Annotated in this window: 19 protein-coding genes; 13 read left to right on the forward strand and 6 right to left on the reverse strand. The window is 72.1% G+C overall.

Annotated elements, in window-relative coordinates:
* The 7 genes from Q7W29_05930 to Q7W29_05960 all read left to right on the forward strand — a co-directional run.
* Positions 1–260, forward strand: a 260-nt coding sequence (locus Q7W29_05930) for a hypothetical protein (protein ID MDO9171352.1), incomplete at its 5' end; no start/stop codon positions are given.
* Between the two features lie 6 nt (positions 261–266).
* Positions 267–2,591 (forward strand): PEP/pyruvate-binding domain-containing protein, encoded by a 2,325-nt coding sequence (locus Q7W29_05935; GenBank protein MDO9171353.1) that lies wholly within the window; start codon positions 267–269, stop codon positions 2,589–2,591.
* A gap of 113 nt (positions 2,592–2,704) precedes the next feature.
* Positions 2,705–4,762, forward strand: coding sequence for a chemotaxis protein CheA (locus Q7W29_05940; protein ID MDO9171354.1), 2,058 nt, complete (start codon positions 2,705–2,707; stop codon positions 4,760–4,762).
* A 35-nt stretch (positions 4,763–4,797) separates the two neighbouring features.
* Complete coding sequence (locus Q7W29_05945) at positions 4,798–5,277, forward strand: chemotaxis protein CheW (protein ID MDO9171355.1); 480 nt, start codon at positions 4,798–4,800, stop codon at positions 5,275–5,277.
* Positions 5,274–6,143, forward strand: a complete 870-nt coding sequence (locus Q7W29_05950) for a CheR family methyltransferase (protein ID MDO9171356.1) — start codon at positions 5,274–5,276, stop codon at positions 6,141–6,143. Before Q7W29_05945 ends, Q7W29_05950 begins: the two co-directional genes overlap by 4 nt.
* Positions 6,144–6,182: 39 nt before the next feature.
* On the forward strand, positions 6,183–6,704 hold the full coding sequence (locus Q7W29_05955) for a chemotaxis protein CheD (protein ID MDO9171357.1): 522 nt from the start codon (positions 6,183–6,185) through the stop codon (positions 6,702–6,704).
* Complete coding sequence (locus Q7W29_05960) at positions 6,701–7,576, forward strand: HDOD domain-containing protein (GenBank protein MDO9171358.1); 876 nt, start codon at positions 6,701–6,703, stop codon at positions 7,574–7,576. The genes Q7W29_05955 and Q7W29_05960 overlap by 4 nt, the downstream gene beginning before the upstream one ends.
* Positions 7,577–7,645: 69 nt before the next feature.
* On the opposite strand, the gene Q7W29_05965 is transcribed toward Q7W29_05960, so the two are convergent.
* The 3 genes from Q7W29_05965 to Q7W29_05975 are packed head-to-tail and all read right to left on the reverse strand — an operon-like array spanning position 7,646 to position 8,977.
* A complete protein-coding gene (locus Q7W29_05965; protein ID MDO9171359.1) occupies positions 7,646–8,119 on the reverse strand; it encodes a hypothetical protein in 474 nt (157 codons plus the stop codon).
* The gene (locus Q7W29_05970; protein MDO9171360.1) at positions 8,109–8,618 is read right to left on the reverse strand and encodes a chemotaxis protein CheX; all 510 of its coding nucleotides are present in this window, start codon (positions 8,616–8,618) and stop codon (positions 8,109–8,111) included. The genes Q7W29_05965 and Q7W29_05970 overlap by 11 nt, the downstream gene beginning before the upstream one ends.
* Positions 8,615–8,977: a response regulator gene (locus tag Q7W29_05975; GenBank protein ID MDO9171361.1), complete on the reverse strand. Its 363-nt coding sequence runs from the start codon at positions 8,975–8,977 to the stop codon at positions 8,615–8,617. The genes Q7W29_05970 and Q7W29_05975 overlap by 4 nt, the downstream gene beginning before the upstream one ends.
* Positions 8,978–9,210: 233 nt before the next feature.
* Between Q7W29_05975 and Q7W29_05980 the strand changes: the two genes are divergently transcribed.
* The 5 genes from Q7W29_05980 (at position 9,211) to Q7W29_06000 (ending at position 13,983) form a co-directional block, all read left to right on the forward strand.
* Complete coding sequence (locus Q7W29_05980; GenBank protein ID MDO9171362.1) at positions 9,211–10,443, forward strand: aldolase/citrate lyase family protein; 1,233 nt, start codon at positions 9,211–9,213, stop codon at positions 10,441–10,443.
* Positions 10,440–11,996 (forward strand): citrate lyase subunit alpha, encoded by a 1,557-nt coding sequence (locus Q7W29_05985; protein MDO9171363.1) that lies wholly within the window; start codon positions 10,440–10,442, stop codon positions 11,994–11,996. The genes Q7W29_05980 and Q7W29_05985 overlap by 4 nt, the downstream gene beginning before the upstream one ends.
* Before the next feature lie 111 nt (positions 11,997–12,107).
* The gene (locus tag Q7W29_05990) at positions 12,108–12,587 is read left to right on the forward strand and encodes a YbjN domain-containing protein (protein ID MDO9171364.1); all 480 of its coding nucleotides are present in this window, start codon (positions 12,108–12,110) and stop codon (positions 12,585–12,587) included.
* Between the two features lie 17 nt (positions 12,588–12,604).
* Positions 12,605–13,705 (forward strand): transcription termination factor Rho, encoded by a 1,101-nt coding sequence (gene rho / locus Q7W29_05995; protein ID MDO9171365.1) that lies wholly within the window; start codon positions 12,605–12,607, stop codon positions 13,703–13,705.
* Positions 13,706–13,728: 23 nt separating this feature from the next.
* Positions 13,729–13,983 (forward strand): helix-hairpin-helix domain-containing protein, encoded by a 255-nt coding sequence (locus Q7W29_06000; protein MDO9171366.1) that lies wholly within the window; start codon positions 13,729–13,731, stop codon positions 13,981–13,983.
* 151 nt (positions 13,984–14,134) lie between these two features.
* Here Q7W29_06000 and Q7W29_06005 read toward each other — a convergent pair whose 3' ends face one another.
* Entirely contained in the window at positions 14,135–15,364 is a 1,230-nt protein-coding gene (locus tag Q7W29_06005; GenBank protein MDO9171367.1) for a DEAD/DEAH box helicase, read from the reverse strand.
* A gap of 176 nt (positions 15,365–15,540) precedes the next feature.
* Positions 15,541–16,026: a DUF302 domain-containing protein gene (locus Q7W29_06010; protein MDO9171368.1), complete on the reverse strand. Its 486-nt coding sequence runs from the start codon at positions 16,024–16,026 to the stop codon at positions 15,541–15,543.
* A gap of 168 nt (positions 16,027–16,194) precedes the next feature.
* Here Q7W29_06010 and Q7W29_06015 point away from each other — a divergent pair, with 168 nt between their 5' ends.
* Positions 16,195–18,360 (forward strand): FlgD immunoglobulin-like domain containing protein, encoded by a 2,166-nt coding sequence (locus Q7W29_06015; protein MDO9171369.1) that lies wholly within the window; start codon positions 16,195–16,197, stop codon positions 18,358–18,360.
* A gap of 21 nt (positions 18,361–18,381) precedes the next feature.
* Here the strand turns inward: Q7W29_06015 and Q7W29_06020 are convergent.
* The coding region (locus Q7W29_06020) for a GAF domain-containing protein (GenBank protein MDO9171370.1) at positions 18,382–18,677 on the reverse strand (296 nt) is incomplete at its 5' end.

Genomic DNA, 18,677 nt, shown 5'->3' on the forward strand with positions numbered 1-18,677 from the left:
CCGGGCCGGACCAGCCGCCGGCGCCGCCCGCGGCGGCGGCCCCGCCGCCCGCCGCCAAGCCGACGAAGAAGACGACGGCGCGCAAACCGGCGAAGAAGGCCCCGGGCCGGCCGGCCGCCGGCCCGGCGGAGGCCCGCCCGAAGGGCGCGGCCCCGAAGCCCGCCGCGGACAAGGGGACCCCGGGCAAGGAGGCGGCGAAGACGCCCGCGCGCCGGACGGCCAAGAAGGCGACGGCCCGCAAGACCCCGCCCAAGGACTAGCCGGCGATGACCGGGGAGCGCGTGGACCTCACCAGGGAGCCGAACTGGCGCGAGCTGCTGGAGTTCCACCGCTCCGAGTCGCCCGTCCTCTACGAGAAGATCATCCGCCACTTCCTCCTCGTGCTGATCGAGGAGGGCCTCATGACGCTCGACGAGCTCGAGGCCCAGGTCTCGCGCGTCGCCGGCGACGCCGACTTCCTGCACTGGTCCAACCCCAACCGTCCCGCGCCCTCGCTGAGCGAGGGCGCGGTGGACGAGCTGCGCAACATCGTGCGCGAGAAGGCGGCCGACCTCTGGTCCGACGAGAAGATCGAGGACCTGATCTACATGGCCATCAAGAAGGACCTGGCCCTGCGCCTGGCCGAGATGGCCGACGACCCGTTCAGCTCGTGGCGGGAGATCGGGCGCGAATCGCTCGAGTTCTCCAAGATGCCCATCGGGGGCGCGACGCTGTCGCTGTCCGACGCGATGGGCACGCGCGTGGCCCTGATCCGCCGCCTGCTCTCCGACCAGCTCGAGTACCTGAACATCGCCAAGAACGTGCTGACGATCCGCGACTTCTCGGAGATCATGTCGCGCGTGATCGGCCCCGAGCAGGGCCTGGGCAAGCTGGGCGGCAAGGCGGCCGGCTTCATCCTGGCCCACGACGCCCTATCGAAGGCGCGCCGCCAGGGCCGCGCCGTGGGCCATTTCAAGACGCCCCACACCTACTACATCCGCTCGGACGTGATCCTCGATTTCCTGAAGGCCAACGGCCTCGGCGACCTGGCGAACATCAAGTACCGCGAGGGCGACGACCTGCGGCGGCAGTACAGCATCCTGCAGCGCCTGTACCGCACCGGGCGCTTCCCCACCTACGTGGTCAAGCGCCTGTCGGGGATCCTCAAGACGCTGGGCGAGGTGCCGCTGGTCGTGCGCTCCAGCAGCCTGCTCGAGGACCGGCTCGGCGCCGCGTTCTGCGGCAAGTACAGCAGCCTCTTTGTCGCGAACCAGGGCTCGCTGCACGACCGCATGCACGAGCTGCTGCGCGCGATCACCCAGGTCTACGCGAGCGTCTTCAACCCCGGCGCCATCCAGTACCGCAAGGAGCGCGGCCTGCTGGACTTCCGCGAGGAGATGGCCTGCATCATCCAGCCGGTGGTCGGCCGACGCATCGGGCGCTACTGGCTGCCCGCCTTCGCCGGGGTGGCCTTCGGCTCCAACGACTACACCTGGTCGCCCCGCCTGCGCCGCGAGGACGGCATGGTGCGCCTGGTGGTCGGGCTGGGCACGCGCGCCGTCGACCGCGTGGGCGAGGACTACCCGAAGCTGTTCAGCCCGGGCCAGCCCAGCCTGCGCACCGTCGTGCACCCCGATGAGATCCTGCGCTACAGCCAGCACTTCGTCGACGTCGTGGACCTCGTGGAGAACAGGTTCGTCACGGTGCCCCTGGACCAGCTGATGCGGGAGGCGGGCAACCGCTTCCCGGCCGCGCCGCAGATCTTCTCGATCCACCGCGACAGCCAGCTGATCCCCGCGATGGGCCTGATGTTCAACGTCGACCCGCGCGACATCGTGGTCACGTTCGACGGGCTCCTCGAACGGACCGGATTCGCGCGGCAGATGAAGGAGATCCTGGACGTGCTCGGCGAGACCTGGGGCGTGCCGGTGGACGTCGAGTTCGCCCACGACGGCGAGCACCTCCACATCCTGCAGTGCCGCCCCCAGAGCCGGGCCGGGCACTACGCGCGCGTCGAGATCCCCGCGGGCGTCCGGCCGCAGGACGAGATCTTTTCGGCCAGCCGATTCGTGCAGATGGGGCAGGTCACCGACCTCGAGTACGTCGTCTACGTGCCCGGCGAAGCCTATGCCGAGATCGAGGACTACGAGAGGCTGCTGTCGGTGGGCGCCGCCGTCGGCCAGCTGAACCGCATCCTGCCGCACCGGAAGTTCGTGCTCATGGGACCCGGGCGCTGGGGGAGCCGCGGCGACGTCAAGCTCGGCGTCCGCGTCGACTACGCCGACATCAACCACGCCCGGATGCTGCTGGAGGTCGCCCGGCGCAAGGGCGACTACGTGCCGGACGTCTCGTTCGGCACCCACTTTTTCCAGGACCTGCTCGAAGCCGACATCGGCTACCTGCCCCTGTACCCGGACGACGCCGGGGTGATCTTCAACGAGGAGTTCCTGCTGGGCTCGCCGAACAGCCTGGCGGACCTGCTGCCCGCCCGGGCCGACCTGTCCGACGTGGTCCGGGTCATCCACGTGCCCGCCGTCGCGCAGGGGCGCCTGCTGGACATCATCATGGACGCCGATCTGGGCCGCGCCCTCGCCTTCCTGAAGAGCTCCTGAGCTCACGGTCGGACCTCAAGTCCCCCCCCCGACGGGTCGATGACAACCGAAGAGGCGTCCCGGGCACACCGTCCGGGAGGCCCTCGTTCCATCGCACCGGAGGGGCCGGGAGCTTGACCGTCCGCCAAGACATGAGCGCGGCCCCCGCCGCCTTCCGCGTCCGCTGGCGGGGCGAGTTGGGGCAGCTCGACGGGATGGTGCTGACCGCCGCGGCCAACCCGGCCGCGGAGGATCTCGACGACCTGCTGTGCCTGTTCCACGATCTCGGCTGCGAGGCCGACGCCGCCGGCGACCCGGACGTCGCCGGCCGCGCCCGCGAGGTGGAGAACGTCCTGCTGGACGAGGGCCTGAGCGCCGGCGTCGACCGCATCCTGGACGCGACGGAGTGGATCCTCCACCGGCTGGCGCAGGAGCGCGCGACGGTGCCCGTGGCCGCCGCCCCCGGTCGCGCCGACGTCGTCGACCTGCGGTCGCTCGACCCCGAAACGCTGGGCGACTTCCTGGGCGAGGCCGACGAACACCTGTCCGACGCCGAAGCCAGCCTGATGGCGCTGGAGCGCGCGCCCGACGCGACGGAGCCGATGCACGCCGCCTTCCGGGCCTTCCACACGCTGAAGGGCACGGCCGGCTTCGCCGGGCTCTTGCCCGTCCAGGAACTGGCCCACGCCGCCGAACACCACCTGGACCGCGCCCGTCGCGGCGAGATCGCGCTCGTCGGCGGCGACTTCGACCTGGCCCTGGCGGCCACCGACGCCCTGAAACGGCTCGTCGTCGGCGTGAGCGAGGGCCTGCGGGGCGACGGGCTCCTGCGCGCGCCGCCGGAGGTCCCGGCCCTGGTGGCGCGACTGGCCCCGCCCGCGGCGGCCGGCGGCCTGGTGATGCTCGCCAAGGGACGGGAGCGCCGGCGCGACGCCGCCGCGCCCGCGCCGGTGCCGTCCCCCGCGCCGTCCCCCGTCGCCACGGCGCACGCCGCGCAGCGCGAGGCCGTGCGCGTGAGCGCCGACCGGCTCGACCTGCTGGTCGACACCATCGGCGAGCTGGTGATCACCGAGGCGATGATCCAGCGCCACAGCGATCCGCGGCTGCTGCCGGTGGAGCAGCAGCGCAACCTGGAACGGCTCGGCAAGCTCAGCCGCGAGCTGCAGCGCATCGGGCTGGACGTGCGCATGGTGCCGGTGCGCCCCGTCTTCCAGAAGATGACCCGGCTGGTGCGCGACCTGGCCCGCAAGTCGGGCCGCGACGTGGAACTGCGCACCGGCGGCGACGAGACCGAGCTCGACCGCTCGGTGGTCGACCTGCTGACCGACCCGCTCATCCACCTGCTGCGCAACGCGGTGGACCACGGCATCGAACCCGACCCGGCGACGCGGGTCGCCGCCGGCAAGCCGGCGCGCGCGGTCATCGACCTGCGGGCCTACCACGAGGGCGGCAGCATCGTCCTGGAGGTCGAGGACGACGGCCGGGGACTCGACCGCGACGCCATCCTCGACAAGGCCGTCCGCCGGGGGCTGCTGCCGGCCGGCGCGCAGCCGGCCGACCACGAGATCCACGACCTGATCTTCCTGCCCGGCTTCTCGACGGCGGCCCAGGTCACCGAGGTCAGCGGGCGCGGCGTCGGCCTGGACGTGGTGCGCCGCAACCTCGAGGAGCTGCGTGGCGGGATGGAGCTCGACTCGCAGCCGGGGCGCGGCTGCCGTTTCCGGTTCCGGCTGCCGCTGACGCTCGCGGTCATCGACGGGCTGTCGCTGCGGGTCGGCGTCGAGACGTACCTCGTGCCCACGCTCGCCGTGCGCCGGATCGTCATGCCGGAGCCCGCGGATCTCGTGCGGCCCTCCGACGCGGACGAGCTGCTGCGCCTCGACGGGGAGCTGATCCCGCTGCTGCGCCTGCGCGACTGCTTCGGCATCGCCGGCGCCCCCGCACCGTCGCGGCCGGTGGTGCTGGTGGTCGAGGGCGACGGTTGCCGCATCGGCCTGGTGGCCGACGAACTGCTCGGGCAACAGCAGGTCGTGATCAAGGGGTTCGACGGCCCCGCCGGCGGCGCGCCGGGCATCGCGGGGGGCACCATCCTCGCCGACGGCAGCGTGGCGCTGATCCTGGACGCTTCGGGTCTCGTCCGCTCCGCGCGTGCGAGGTGCGAGCGGGTCCGGGCCGCGCCGGCCGGAGCCTGAACGAGGGACTCGGTCCCGAGCAACGGAGTGCAGGCATGGAGACGCTCACGAGACACGTGCCGGTCGCCCTTCCCGGGCGCTACCTGGGTTTCCGGCTGGGTGGCGAGACCTACGGGCTCGAGATCGGCGTGGTGCAGGAGATCGTCGGGATGCTGCCCGTGACCAGGGTCCCCGGGGCGCCGGCCCACGTGCGCGGGGTCGTGAACCTGCGCGGGCGGGTCGTCCCGGTCGTCGACCTGCGCTCCCTGTTCGGGATGGCAGCGGCGGACGAGACCCGGCGCACGTGCCTGGTGGTCTGCCGGATCGAGGACGAGACGGAGACCGTGGTCGCCGCCGCCGTCGCCGACGACGTGACCGAAGTGATGCGCATCGACGCCGCGGGGGCGCCGCCGCCGGCGGACGCCGCCGCCGGTGCCTGCGTCGCGGGTCTGGCGCAGCAGGGCGGCCGCGTCGTCATCCTGCTGGACGCGACCCGCCTGTTCATCAGCGCCGGCGGGATGGGGGGCGCGGCATGAGCCTGCGGCAGGTCGGCACCTGGGCCGAGACGGAGCCGTCGTCGTCGGGCGGCGTCGCCGAAGCTCGACTTTCGGTGCACGAGTTCGCCCGCCTGCGCGACCTCCTGCACGAGCACGCGGGGCTCTCGTTCGACGAGGGGAAGTCGGCCCTGCTCGAGGCGCGGTTGCGCCGCCGCCTGCAGGCCCTGGGCCTGGCGGACTTCGCCGCCTACCTGGCCGTGCTGGATTCCGGGGCCGGGACGCGCGAGATCGTCCACCTGGTCGACGCCGTCGCCACCAACGTCACGCGCTTCTTCCGCGAGCCGGAGCACTTCGCGTTCGCCGCCGCCGCCGCTCGCCGGCTGGCCGCCGAGGGCCGGCGCCTGCACTTCTGGTCGGCGGGCTGCGCCACCGGCGAGGAGCCCTATTCGCTGGCGATGGTCCTGGGTTCGTCCCTGCCGGCCGGCACGGACTGGCGCATCCTGGCCACGGACATCTCGACCCTCGCCCTGCAGAAGGCCCAGCAGGGCAACTACACCGCCTCGCAGGTCGAGGCTGTGCCGTCCCGTTACCAGAGGACGGCCTTCTCGAACCGGACCGGCTCGCAGGGCGAAATCCGGCGCATCGACGACGACCTCAAACGCATGATCCTGTTCCGGCGCCTGAACCTGGGCCGCACGCCGTACCCGGTGCGCGGCGTCTTCGACCTCGTCCTTTGCCGCAACGTGATGATCTACTTCGATCCGCAGCAACGGGCGGACGCCGTGGCGGAGTTCCACCGGCTGTTGCAGCCGGGCGGCCACCTGATCGTCGGGGAAGCCGAGAACCTGCTGGGTCTCGAAGGCCGGTTCGAGCGCAAGCAGCCGGCCGTCTACAGGAGGGTCTGAGATGATCCATCGACCTCGCGACGGGAAGGGAGGGATCCGATGAGCGTGCTGCTCGATGCCGCCCAGGCCCAGAAGTCCGGGCGGACCGTCATCACGGTGGACATCGCCGAGATGGCGGTCGTGGCGGACCCCGCCCTGATCCTGGTGACGTACTCGCTCGGGTCCTGCGTGGGGGTGAGCGTCTTCGACCCCGAGGCGGGCGTGGGCGGGCTGATCCACTGCATGCTGCCCCTGTCGAGGATCGACCCCCGCAAGGCCGCCGACCGCCCCGCGATGTTCGTCGACACGGGCCTGCCGGCGCTGCTGCAGGCCGTCTACGATCTCGGCGCGAACCGCCGCAACCTCCAGCTCAAGGCGGCGGGCGGCGGGGCGCCCCTGGGGCCGGACGAGGTCTTCAAGATCGGCCAGCGCAACCTCGAGGTGCTGGGCAAGGTGCTGTGGAAGAACGGACTCGAGCTGCGGGCCCAGTGCGTGGGCGGATCGCAGGCGCGCACCCTGGCCCTGGACCTGCAGTCCGGGCGCACGGTCGTCCGGACGGACGGAAAGGAGTCGGAACTGTGAGCCTCAAACGAGAGATCCTGGCCAAGGTGCACGCGGTGCCGCCGCTGCCGGAGGTCGTTTTCAAGCTGCAGAAGTACTGCAACGATCCCAACGTCAGCTACTCCGAGCTGGCGAAGGTCATCGAGGTCGATGCGGGCCTGACCACCAGCCTGTTGCGGCTGGCCAACTCGGCCTATTTCGGCTGCGAGCAGTCGATCGGCTCGGTGCAGTACGCCATGACCCGCCTGGGATTGAAGCGGGTCTACCAGATCGTGCTGGCCGTGTGCGTGGCGCCGATGAGCCGCAAGCCGATCCGCGGTTACGACCTGGCCCCGGCCATGCTGTGGCAGCACGCGATCGCCACCGCCATGGCCTCGGAGTACCTCGCCCAGGAGCTCGGCGGCGCCGACCCGGCGGACGCCTTCACCGCCGGCATGCTGCACGACATGGGCAAGATCGTCCTGGGCAACTTCGTCGACGTGGACATGGACAAGATCAGGCGGTCGATGGACCAGAGCGGCATCCCCTTCGACGAGGCCGAGCGCGAGGTGTTCGGCACCGACCATGCCTCCGTCGCCGCCGCGCTGCTCCAGCGCTGGCAGCTGCCGGCCCGCATCGTCGCCGCGGTGCGGTACCACCATCACCCGTCCGCCTGCGCCGAGCCCGAGCCGTTGCTGGACATCGTCCACATCGCGGACGTCCTGTGCCGGGACGTGGGCTGGGGCATGGGCGCCGACGCCCTGCTCTACCGCTTCGACCCGACGTCGGCGACGCGGCTGTCACTGCCGCCGGACATCGCCGAGCAGACCATGGCCGAGGTCTCGCTCGGTCTCGAGGGGATGGTGGAGATCTTCCGGACCCTCGGCGCCCCGCAGGCCCAGCCGGTGGGTTGATCCCGCCGCCGCGCAGCAGGAAGGCCGCCCCCGCGGGGAGGGCGGCCTTCGCGTGCCGGGGGGCGGCGGTCAGCTGCTGCGGAAGGCCAGCCGGGCCGGACCGAGCGGCGAATCCGCGACGAGTTCGAGCCGCAGCTTCGGATCGTCCGGCCAGCCTGGTCCCGCGCCGCCCGAGGCGAGCGGGCCGGGCACGGTGTGGGAGTTGCGGTGGGTGTTGTTGACGACGCCGCGCAGGACGTTGACGACCTCCGCGAAAGCTTCCAGCACCGGGGGCGACGGGCTGCCGTCGGCCACCTGTTCGCGCATGCTGCTCTCCGGCAGCATGATCAGCGATCCGCCCAGCAGCACGAGCGTGCGCAGGTCGGCGACCACGACCCCGACCTCCGAACCCTCGTCGTCCAGCAGGGGGATGCGCCAGGCGTCGTCGGATGCCGCGGGCGGGTCCCACGCGGGGCCCTCCGGCGCCGGGTTGTAGCCGGCGGGCTGCCCCACGGTCCGGTCCAGCGTTTCGAGCAGGACTCCGGCGGCGAATCTAAGGCTCATCTCGACCGTCTCCCGGTTCGTCGGTCTGCAGCCATCCGAGCAGCACGTGGAGCTGGGGATCCTTGGCGCCGGCGGCCAGCCGCACCGTCTCCCGATCGTGCGACGTCGGCTCCCGGTCCGGCCATCCCGTCGCGAACACCGGCAGGGCGAGGTGCAGCGCCGTCCCGCGGTGGTCGCGCTTGAAGACGCCGGCCGCGATGTTGACCAGTTCGTTGAGCGCGTCGGCCAGTTCCTCGCGCGCGGGGTCCTCGTCGGGATCCAAGGCGTACAGCCGCTGCGCCAGCCGGCGGGCGCTGAGCGCGTCCGCCACCAGCGTCAGGCGCCAGCGGCCGTCGCGGGCGGCGAGGTCGATGCCGCTGCGGCACCAGCCCTCCGGTCCCGCCTCCCCGCGATCGCAAGGCGGCAGGGCCCGCAGCGTCAGGCCCAGCTGCATCTCGCACGTCTCGCGCACCGCGTCGGCGGCGGACTCGAGGGGGGTGGTGCCGGTCGCCGTCCTCACGCGACGAACGCCTCCAGGGCCAGGTTCATGTCCTCGGGCGTGAACGGCTTCGCCAGCAGGAAGTCCGCCCCCGCCTCCTCGGCGAGCTGCCTCATCTCGTGCGTGTTCTCGGAGGTGACGAAGCCGAAGGGGATCCCGATGCCGGCCTCGTTCAGGGCCCGCTTGAATTCGAGGCCCGACATGTGTGGCATGTGCCAGTCCGACAGGATCAGGTCCGGCCGGGAACCGCGCACGATCTCGAGGGCCTCGGCACCGTTGCCGGCCTCGAGGATCGTCAGGCCGCCGAAGCCCGCTTGGCGCAGGGTGCGCTGGATGATGCGCCGCATGGCGCGCGAGTCGTCGACGATCAGGATCTTCATGGTCGCGCTCCGGGACGAGGATGGTTGCCGGTCCGGCCGCCGCGGGCGTGCGCCGGGTCTCCAGATTATCGGCGCGGGGAGTCGCGCATTGAGCGGAATGCGGCCCCTGGGGGGCGCCGGCGCGGCGATTCCCTTGTCAAGGGACGGCCCTGCGGCCATCATTCAGGCGGGGCGCCGCCGCGGGCGGGTCCCGCGTCCTCGGACCACGGCCGGAGCAACCGCGAGGTGGGACCATGGCAGGCAGGGGAGAGGCGGGCAGCCGGGGCGCCGGCGTGCGCTCGGACTGCTGGATCTCGGTGGAGCTGCGCGACGGAGGCGGTCTGGAACTGACCGTCGCGAGCAAGGTGGCCTCGATGTACGGCGCGCGCATCCGGACGCAGGTCGCGGACGGTTGCCGCGCGTTGGGCCTGGAGCACGCGCGCGTCGAGGTCGACGACCAGGGGGCGGTGCCCTTCGTCCTGGACGCCCGGCTCGAAGGCGCGGCGCGGCGCGCCGATCCCGGCCTCGCGCGCGTCCTGCTGCCGGACCTGCGCCCCTGCTGCGCCGCGCCGGCCGTCCGGCGCCGCCTGCGCCGCTCGCGCCTGTACCTGCCGGGCAACCAGCCCAAGCTCTTCCTGAACGCCGGCCTGCACCTGCCCGACGGCGTCATCCTGGACCTCGAGGACGCCGTCGCGCCCGCCGAGAAGGACGCCGCGCGGGTGCTGGTGCGCAACGCCCTGCGCGTGGTGGACTTCGGCGCGGCCGAGCGCATGGTCCGCATCAACCAAGGCGAGCGCGGGCTCGAGGACCTGGACTGGGTCGTGCCGCACAATCCGCACGTGATCCTGGTGCCCAAGGTCGAGGATCCCGCCCAGGTGCGCGCCGTCGCCGCCCGCGTCGCGGCGATCCGCAAGCAGGCGAAGACCGCGGGCGAGGTCTTCCTGATGCCCATCATCGAGTCGGCCCTGGGCGCCTGGCGCGCCTTCGAGATCGCGGCGGCGGACCCGTCGGTGATCGCGCTGGCCGTGGGGCTGGAGGACTACACCGCCGACATCGGCGCGCCGCGCACCCTCGAGGGCCGCGAGTCGTTCTGGGCCCGCAGCCAGGTCGTCAACGGCGCGGTGGCCGCCGGCGCGCAGCCCATCGACACGGTGTTCAGCGACGTCGCCGACGAGGACGGCCTGCGCGCCTCCTGCGCCGAGGCCAAGGCGCTGGGCTTCGTCGGCAAGGGCTGCATCCACCCGCGGCAGATCGCCGTGGTGCACGCCGCCTTCGCGCCCACGCCGGACGAGCTGGCGAAGGCGCAGCGGATCGTGCTGGCGTTCGAGCAGGCCGAGGCGCAGGGACTCGGCGTGGTCGCCCTGGGCAGCAAGATGATCGACGCCCCGGTGGTCAAGCGGGCCCAGGGCGTCCTCGCGACGGCGCAGGCGGCGGGTCTGCTGCCGGCGGACTGGCGCGAATCCGGCAACGAGGGGGGCGCGCGATGACGAAGCTGGTCGAGAACGCCGCGGGCCGCCTGGTGCCGACCGAGATCAACGGCCACCCGGCCGTCCCCTTCCAGGGGGTGGGCCGCTACCGCCCGCAGGGGCGCAAGGCCGCCCCGCCCATCCGCTCCTGCGCCGACTACCCGGCCGACGGCGACAAGACCGCGCCGGACCTCAAGACCGCCCTGCAGCGTGCCGGCCTGCGCGACGGCATGACCATCGGCAGCCACCACCACCTGCGCAACGGCGACCTGGTCGTCAACCAGGTGTTCCGGGCGGCGGCCGAGCTGGGCGTCCGGGACCTGCGCTGGGTGCCCAGCGCGGCCTTCCCCTGCCACGCGCCGCTGATCGAGCTGCTGGAGAGCGGCGTCATCCACCACATCGAGGGCAGCATGAACGGCCCCCTGGGCGACTACTGCAGCCAGGGCCGGATGCGGGGGATGGGCGTGCTGCGCAGCCACGGCGGCCGCTGGCAGGCGATCCAGGACGGCGAGGTCCACATCGACATCGCGGTCATCGCGGCCCCGACGGCCGACCCCTTCGGCAACGCGACCGGCGACCGCGGCCCGACCGCCTGCGGACTTTTGGGCTTCGCGCTGGCGGACTCGATGTACGCCGACCACGTCATCGTGGTCACCGACAACCTCGTGCCGTTCCCCTGCGTCCCCTGGCAGATCCAGGGCAACAACGTCGACCAGGTCGTCGTGATGGACCGCATCGGCGACGCCAGCAAGATCGTCTCGGGCACCACCGAGATCACCAAGTCGCCCGACCGCCTGCTCATCGCCGAGCTGACCGCCCGCTTCTGCGACGAGGCCGGCATCATCCGCGACGGCTTCAGCTTCCAGGCCGGCGCCGGCGGCACGGCCCTGAGCTTCGCCCTGTTCCTGCGCGACATCATGCGCGAGCGCCGGATCAAGGCGCGCTTCGTGCGCGGCGGCAGCACCCAGTACCTGGTCGACATGCTCGAGGAGGGCCTCACCGACTACATCCTCGACGGCCAGACCTTCGACCTCGCCGGCGTGCGCTCGATGCGCGAGAACCCCGGCCACGTCAACACCAGCCCCTTCACCAGCTACAACTGGCACGGCAAGGGCAACTTCGCCAGCCTGCTGGACGCCGTCGTGCTGGGCGCCACCGAGGTCGACGTCGACTTCAACGCCAACGTCGTGACCCACAGCGACGGCCGGCTGCTGCACGGCATCGGCGGCTGGATGAACTGCCTGGCCGGCAGGTGCACCATCCTGCCGATCCCGAGCTTCCGCGACCGCATCCCGGTGCTGGTCGACCGGGTGACCACCCTCTGCGGCCCCGGCGAGCTGATCGACGTCGTGGTCACCGAGCGGGGCATCGCCGTCAACCCCCTGCGGCAGGACCTGCTGGGGAAACTGCGGGGCAGCAGCCTGCCCCTGCGCGACATCCGCGACCTCAAGGCCGAGGTCGAGGAGATCGTCGGCGGCCCCCCCGCGCCGCCGGAGCTGGGCGAGAAGGTCGTGGCCGCGATCAAGTGGGTGGACGGCACCGTCATCGACGGCGTCCGGGAAGTGAAGGGCTAATTCCAGGCCCGGATTTCCACTTTAGCCTTGGCGGTTCCGGACGATTGCAGGTAGTATGGAAGCTCCCGCGAGCGGTTCCGCACCCCATTTCACCTTTCAAGGAGATCCGACGTGAGCCAGAAACCGGCCGTTTCCGCGACCCGTGCCCTCCTGCCCCTCGTCCTGGTCACGCTGCTGGCCATGCTGGCCTTCGCCGCCGCGGCCCAAGCCGGTGACAAGGACGTCATCGAGTCGGTCACCCGCAACGACGTCCAGGAGCTGCTCGAGGATGAAGGTTACTCCGTCGAAGTCGACGAGGACGGCGACCTGCTCTGGAAGCTCGAGGGCTACAACACGTGGATGTTCGTGGCCAAGGACGGCGAGTCGCTGCAGTTCTACGCGCCCTTCGGCGACGGCAACGCCACGCTGAAGAAGGTCAACACCTGGAACCAGACCCGCCGCTACTCCCGCTCCTACCTCGACGACGAGGGCGATCCCCGTCTCGAGCTGGACCTGGACATGGCCGGCGGCGTGACCGTGGCGCGGATCAAGGATTTCTTCCTGACCTGTCGGGTCTCGTTCACGGCCTGGACCACCGAAGTCGTCCAGTAGCCGCAGGCGGCGCATCCATGTCCGAAACAGTCACCGGTGTCCTCGGTCTCGACAAGCGCGGCGGCGGCTACCTGCGCAGCCCCGCGCGGTCGTTCCAGTCCCGTCCCGAGGACCCCTGGGTCCCGCCCCAGCTCGTGCAGAAGCACGCGCTGATCGACGGCGCCGTGGTCGAGGGGACGCTCGAAAAGGGCCGCAAGGGCCCGCAGCTCGGGGACGTGTCCTCGGTCTGCGGGCTCTCGCCCGCCGCCTTCCGCGGCCGCACCCACTTCGACAAGCTCACCGCGATCAACCCCGCCGATCGCTTCCACCTGGGCGACGGCGGCAACGTCACCATGCGCATCGTCGACCTGGTGGCGCCGTTGGCCCGCGGCACGCGCGCGATGATCGTCTCGCCCCCCAAGGCGGGCAAGACGCAGATCCTCGAGGACCTGGCCATCGCCATCTCCGCCTGCGACCCCGACGCGCGCATCGTCGTGCTGCTGATCGACGAGCGGCCCGAGGAGGTCACCCACTTCCGCCGGCGCGTGCCGGCCGAGGTGCTGGCCAGCTCCAGCGACCAGGACACGGCCACCCACGTGCGGCTGGCCGAACTGGCGATGGCGCAGGTGCGCTGCGAGCTGGAGTGCGGGCGCGACGTGGTGGTGCTCATCGACAGCCTGACGCGGCTGGGACGGGCCTTCAACCTGCACGCCGCGGGCTCGGGCCGCACGATGACCGGCGGCCTGGACGCCCGCGCGCTGGAGATCCCCCGCAAGATCTTCGGCATGGCCCGCAACATCGAGCACGGCGGCTCGGTGACCGTGGTCGCCTCCGCGCTGGTGGAGACCGGCTCGCGCATGGACGACCTGATCTTCGAGGAGTTCAAGGGCACGGGCAACAGCGAGATCGTCCTGGACCGCTCGCTGGCCGAGAACCGCGTCTTCCCGGCCATCGACCTGCGCGCCAGCGGCACCCGCCGCGACGAGCTGCTGTACTCGGTCGAGGACATGGCCCGCCTGAACACCCTGCGCCGCCGCATGGTGCAGGCCGACCCCAAGACCGCCATGCTGGGCCTGCTGAAGCTCATCGAGCAGACGACCGACAACGCCGCGCTGCTGCGCAGCGTGTCGGCGCTGTGAGCGCCGGCCGCGCCAAAGACCCTCTGCAAGCCATCCCCGGCATCGGCCCGAGCCTCGCCGCTGACCTGCGCGAGCTGGGGATGCGCGAACCCGCCGACCTGCGCGGCCTGGACCCCGAGCGTCTCTACCGCGACCTCTGCGAGACCCGCGGCGCGCGGCAGGACCCCTGCGTCCTGTACGTCTTCCGCTGCGCGGTCTACTACGCCACGACCGCCCCCGCCGACCGCGACCCCGAACTGCTCAAGTGGTGGAACTGGAAAGACCGCGCCTCGGCCTGACCCCGCCGCATCCCTGACGCAGTCTCGCACCGTCCTGACGGGGTGTCCTGCAGGCCCTGACGCCAGGAGGGCGAAAGGGCCGAACGGCCAAGCGCCCCGGGCACACGAGGTGCCGGGGGCGCGTCCCCGTCAGGACGGTGCGAGACGTCCTTCAACCAAACCGCTTCATCCGCGTGGGAGCTCGCCGCCGCCCCCCGCCGCCGGACCGTCCCGACGCCGCGGCGCGACGCACCGGGTTCAGGGCCGTCTCGGGCGTGAAGGCGCCGTAGTCGAAGCCGTCGATGCGGCGCCGCTCCAGCGGCACGCCCAGGGTCTTCTCGATGCGCTCGATCAGCTCGCTGTCGTCGCTGTCGACCAGCGTGAAGGCCTCGCCGGTGAGCTGGGCGCGGCCGGTGCGGCCGATGCGGTGGGTGTAGGCGTCGACGGTGTCGGGCGCGTCGTAGTTGATGACGTGCTTGACCGCGGTGACGTCGATGCCGCGGGCCGCGATGTCGGTGGCGACCAGGATGTCGTAGCGGCCGCTGCGGAAGCCGTCGATGGCCTGCTGCCGCTTGCTCTGCGGCATGTTGCCCTGCAGCTCGGCGACGCGCATCCCGGAGCGCTCGAGGTCGTGGGCCAGGCTGCGCGCGCGGTGCTTGGTGCGGGTGAAGACCAGCGTGCGGCCGGTGGCCTCGCTGCGCAGCAGCGTCTCGAGCATGCTCTTGCGCAGGCGGTCGGTCGTGGGGTAGATCGAATGGGCGACCGTGGCGGCCGGGGCGATGGTGTCGACCTGGACGGCGAGCGGGTTGCGCAGGATCCGGTCGGCCAGGCCGCGGATGTCCATCGGCATGGTCGCCGAGAAGAATAGCGTCTGGCGGTCGACCGGCAGCTCCCGCAGGATGCGCTTCACGTCCGGCAGGAAGCCCATGTCGCACATCCGGTCGGCCTCGTCCAGGACCAGGATCTCGATCCCGGACAGGTCGGCGTCGCCCTCGCCCATGTGGTCGAGCAGGCGACCCGGGCAGGCGACGATGATCTCGGTGCCCCGGCGCAGGGCCTGGGCCTGGGAGGCGCGGCCGACGCCGCCGTACACCGTCGCGCTGCGCAGGCCGGTGCGGCGGGTCATCGTGTGGAAGAAGCCGTGGATCTGCTCGGCCAGCTCGCGCGTGGGCGCGATGATCAGCGCGCGCGTGCGGCCGCGGGGGCCGTCGAGCAGGCGCTGGAGGATGGGCAAGGCGAAGGCCGCGGTCTTGCCGGTGCCCGTCTGGGCTACGCCCAGGACGTCGCGGCCGGCCATGACCTCGGGGATCGCCTGGCGCTGGATGGGGGTCGGCTTGGTATAGCCGGCGGCGCGCACGCCATCGAGGATGCGCGGATCAAGTCCGAAAATGTCGAAACTCACTCAGGGTTCTCCTTGGCTCGGATGAGCCAAGTCGCATTCTCAGCTCGTAACGCGGAATTTATGGGGGTCGGGATGCGAACCATGTCTTTGATGCCCGACGGATCCCCCCCACCATAAGCATCCCGGCCGGGAAGCGCCAGGACGGAATCGCCGGCGGCCCCCGGCGGGGTCCCGGCTCAGCCCAGGACTTCCGCCAGGAACCGCTCGTCGGCGGCGGCCACCTTGCCCATGATCGCGGCGATGGCGGGCGGGAACAGGCGCCCCATCAGGCCCACGTTCAGCTTCGCCAGCCACACCGACCCGTCCTGCGTCTCGTAGACGGCCCAGGTGCAGGGCATCATCCCCGACAGGGTCGGGTCCAGGCGCAGCATGTCGGAGGCGTGGCGGGGGTTGCAGACGAAGAAGAAGCGCAACCGGGCCAGGTTCGCCGGTGCCAACCCTTTCTTCTCCAGGACGGCGTAGGCGTCCCAGGCCGGCAGGGGCAGGCTCCACCCCTCGGGATCGGCCGGGATCACGCGCTCGATCGTGGCGCAGGTGTCGTCGAAGCTGCGCCGGCTGCGGCGGGGGGCGATCATCCGCGTGCGCAGCACGCCGACACCGACGCCGGCCGCCAGCGCGAGACCGAGGATCAGGCCCAGGACCAGGGCGAATGTGGGGTTCATCGGGACCTCCGGGTGGTCGGTGGTTGTGTCCGGTCGCCAAGATAGTGAAAATCCACGCTCGGGAAAGGTCGCCGCGCGCTATGGTCGCTGCCCGGCGGTTCCCGTATACTGAATGTGGTCCGGCCACCCGTCAGGCAGGTCCGGCCTCCCGTCAGGAAGGGGACCGACGTGTCGATCGCCCGCCGCCCCGCCATCATCATGCTGGCCGTACTGCTCGTCTGCGCGGCTTTCGTCCGCGCCCAGACCGATCCCGGCATCCCCCTGCCCAACGCCGCCGAGCGCGTGAAGCCGCTGGGGCACTGGCCCAACGGCGCCTGCTACGCGGCCTGCGCCATGGGGGACACCGTGCTGGTGGGCAACGGCGCCGCCCTGGAAATCGTCGACTTCCACGACCCCGCCGCGCCCGTCCGCCTCGGGACCCTCACGCTCCCGAGCGAGATCTACTTCCTGGCCGTGGACCGCGGCATCGCCTACGTGAGCCTCATCGAGTACGGGTTCGCGGTCGTGGACGTGCGCGATCCCAAGCACCCGCGCGGCCTCGCCCGGCTGGACGTCCCGGGGCGGATCTACGACATCGTGGTGCGCAACGGCTTCGCCTTCCTCGCCGTCGGCGACCTCGGCCTGCGCGTCATGGACGTCCGCGACCCCAAGACCCCGCGCGAAGTGGCCGCGTACAGCACCGACGGCACCCTGTTCGAGGTCGACCTGCAGGACCACCTGGCCTACCTGTCGTACGGGTCGGGGGGCGTGCACGTCCTGGACGTCACCTGGCCGACCGCGCCCAAGCCGGTGTCGGTGACCAAGCCCTGGGATTCGGTGCGCGGCCTGAGCCTGCGCGGGAACCACGCCTACTGCGCGCTCGGCAACGACGGTTTCGGCGTCCTGGACCTGACGACGCCCACCGCGCCCCTCGCCGTCGTCACCTACCCGCTGCCCGGCAACGTCGTGGACGCGGTGACCGTCGGGGACCGCCTCTACGTCTCCGGTTTCAGCTGCGGCTTCCAGTCCTTCGACCTCACGGCTGCGGCGGCGCCGGTCTGGACGGGGTCGCTGCCCTACGACAACTGCCTCACCACGGTCGCCGGCCGCGACTGGCTCTACGTGCCGACCAGCCCCACCGGGCTGGCGGTGGTGTCGCAGGCGCCGGGACAGGCCCCGGTCGAGGTCGGCCGCCGCGACGACGGGGGCCACAGCATGAAGATGGACGTCGTGGGCACCGTCGCCTACGTCGCCGGCCGCTACGACGGCCTGCGCATCATCGACGTGCGCGACCCGGCCGCGCCGCGCGGGCTCGGACGCTGGCCCGCGGCCCACGCCCGCGACGTCAAGGTCCGCGACGGGATCGCCTACGTCGCCGCGGAATCGGGGGGGCTGCAGATCGTCGACGTGCGCGACCCCGCCGCGCCGGTCCTGCTCGCCCGCTACCCCTCCTACTACGCCAACTGCATCGTGCTGGTCGGCGACCTCTGCTACGTCGGCGACCGCAACCAGGGCCTGCTGATCGTCGACGTCGCGACGCCGGCGGCGCCGCGGCTGGTGGGGCGCTACTTCGTGCCGGGCCAGTACGTCTACGGCCTGCAGATCCGCGACGGCATGGCCTACCTGGCCTACGGCTACGACGGCCTGCGCATCGTCGACGTGTCCGACCCGGCCCACCCCGTCCTCGCCGGCCACCTCGGCACCGACGGGTTCAGCCAGGGCGTCGACGCGGGCGACGGCTTCGTGGTGCTGGCCGAGGGGAGCGCCGGTCTGCGGATCGTGCTGGTGAGCGACCCCGCCAGCCCGGTGGAAGTCGGTCGCTGCCTCACCAAGGGGCGCCCCGCCGGGGTCGCGCTCCAGGGCGACTTCGTCTACGCCGCGACCTACCCCCACGGCCTGACGATCCTGGACATCAGGGACCAGCGCCTGCCCACGCCGGTCGGCCACTTCGACACCGCCGGCACGGCCCAGAGCGTCGTCGCGCGCGGCCCGCGCCTCTACCTGGTCGACATGGAGGACGGCTTCTGGATCCTCGAGCACGAGGACGTCTACCAGACCATGGACGTGACGCCGTCCGCCGCCGGCCTGCGGTTGTCCGCCGCGCCGAACCCGTTCAATCCCGCCACACAGCTGGAGTTCACGCTGGACCGCGCCGGCCGCGCCCGTCTCACCATCCACGCCGCCGACGGCCGCCTGCTCGCCGACCTCGTCGACGCCGACCTGCCCGCCGGTCCGCACGCCTTCGTCTGGGACGGCCGCGACGCCGCGGGCCGGCCCGCGCCCAGCGGGTTCTACCTGGCCCGCCTCGCGACGGCGGATTCGACGGTCGGCCGCAAGCTGATGCTCGTGAAGTAGGGCGAAGCAGGGGCGTTCCCGTCAGGACAGCAGCGCGACGATCCGCTCGAGCCCCGCGCGGTCGGCCTCGCCGAAGGCATCCGGCCGCTCGGAGTCCACGTCCAGCACGGCGACCACGGCGCCCGCGCGGTCGCGCACCGGCACGACGATCTCGCTGCGCGAGCGCGCGTCGCAGGCGACGTGGCCCTGGAAGGCGTGGACGTCGGGCACCAGCACCGTCGCGCCGCCGCGGACCCCGGCCCAGCACACGCCCTCCGGACCGCGCAGCACCGCGCAGGCCACCGGCCCCTGGTAGGGGCCGACCACCAGCGCCCCGT

Source organism: bacterium (genome assembly GCA_030654305.1).
Taxonomy (GTDB): domain Bacteria; phylum Krumholzibacteriota; class Krumholzibacteriia; order LZORAL124-64-63; family LZORAL124-64-63; genus PNOJ01.

Coding starts and splice junctions, on each gene's coding strand:
- Q7W29_05980 (MDO9171362.1), top strand. CDS start 9,211: ATGGCAGGCAGGGGAGAGGCGGGCAGCCGGGGCGCCGGCGTGCGCTCG.
- Q7W29_05975 (MDO9171361.1), bottom strand. CDS start 8,977: ATGAAGATCCTGATCGTCGACGACTCGCGCGCCATGCGGCGCATCATC.
- Q7W29_05935 (MDO9171353.1), top strand. CDS start 267: ATGACCGGGGAGCGCGTGGACCTCACCAGGGAGCCGAACTGGCGCGAG.
- Q7W29_05955 (MDO9171357.1), top strand. CDS start 6,183: ATGAGCGTGCTGCTCGATGCCGCCCAGGCCCAGAAGTCCGGGCGGACC.
- Q7W29_05945 (MDO9171355.1), top strand. CDS start 4,798: ATGGAGACGCTCACGAGACACGTGCCGGTCGCCCTTCCCGGGCGCTAC.
- rho (MDO9171365.1), top strand. CDS start 12,605: ATGTCCGAAACAGTCACCGGTGTCCTCGGTCTCGACAAGCGCGGCGGC.
- Q7W29_05985 (MDO9171363.1), top strand. CDS start 10,440: ATGACGAAGCTGGTCGAGAACGCCGCGGGCCGCCTGGTGCCGACCGAG.
- Q7W29_05965 (MDO9171359.1), bottom strand. CDS start 8,119: ATGAGCCTTAGATTCGCCGCCGGAGTCCTGCTCGAAACGCTGGACCGG.
- Q7W29_05950 (MDO9171356.1), top strand. CDS start 5,274: ATGAGCCTGCGGCAGGTCGGCACCTGGGCCGAGACGGAGCCGTCGTCG.
- Q7W29_06010 (MDO9171368.1), bottom strand. CDS start 16,026: ATGAACCCCACATTCGCCCTGGTCCTGGGCCTGATCCTCGGTCTCGCG.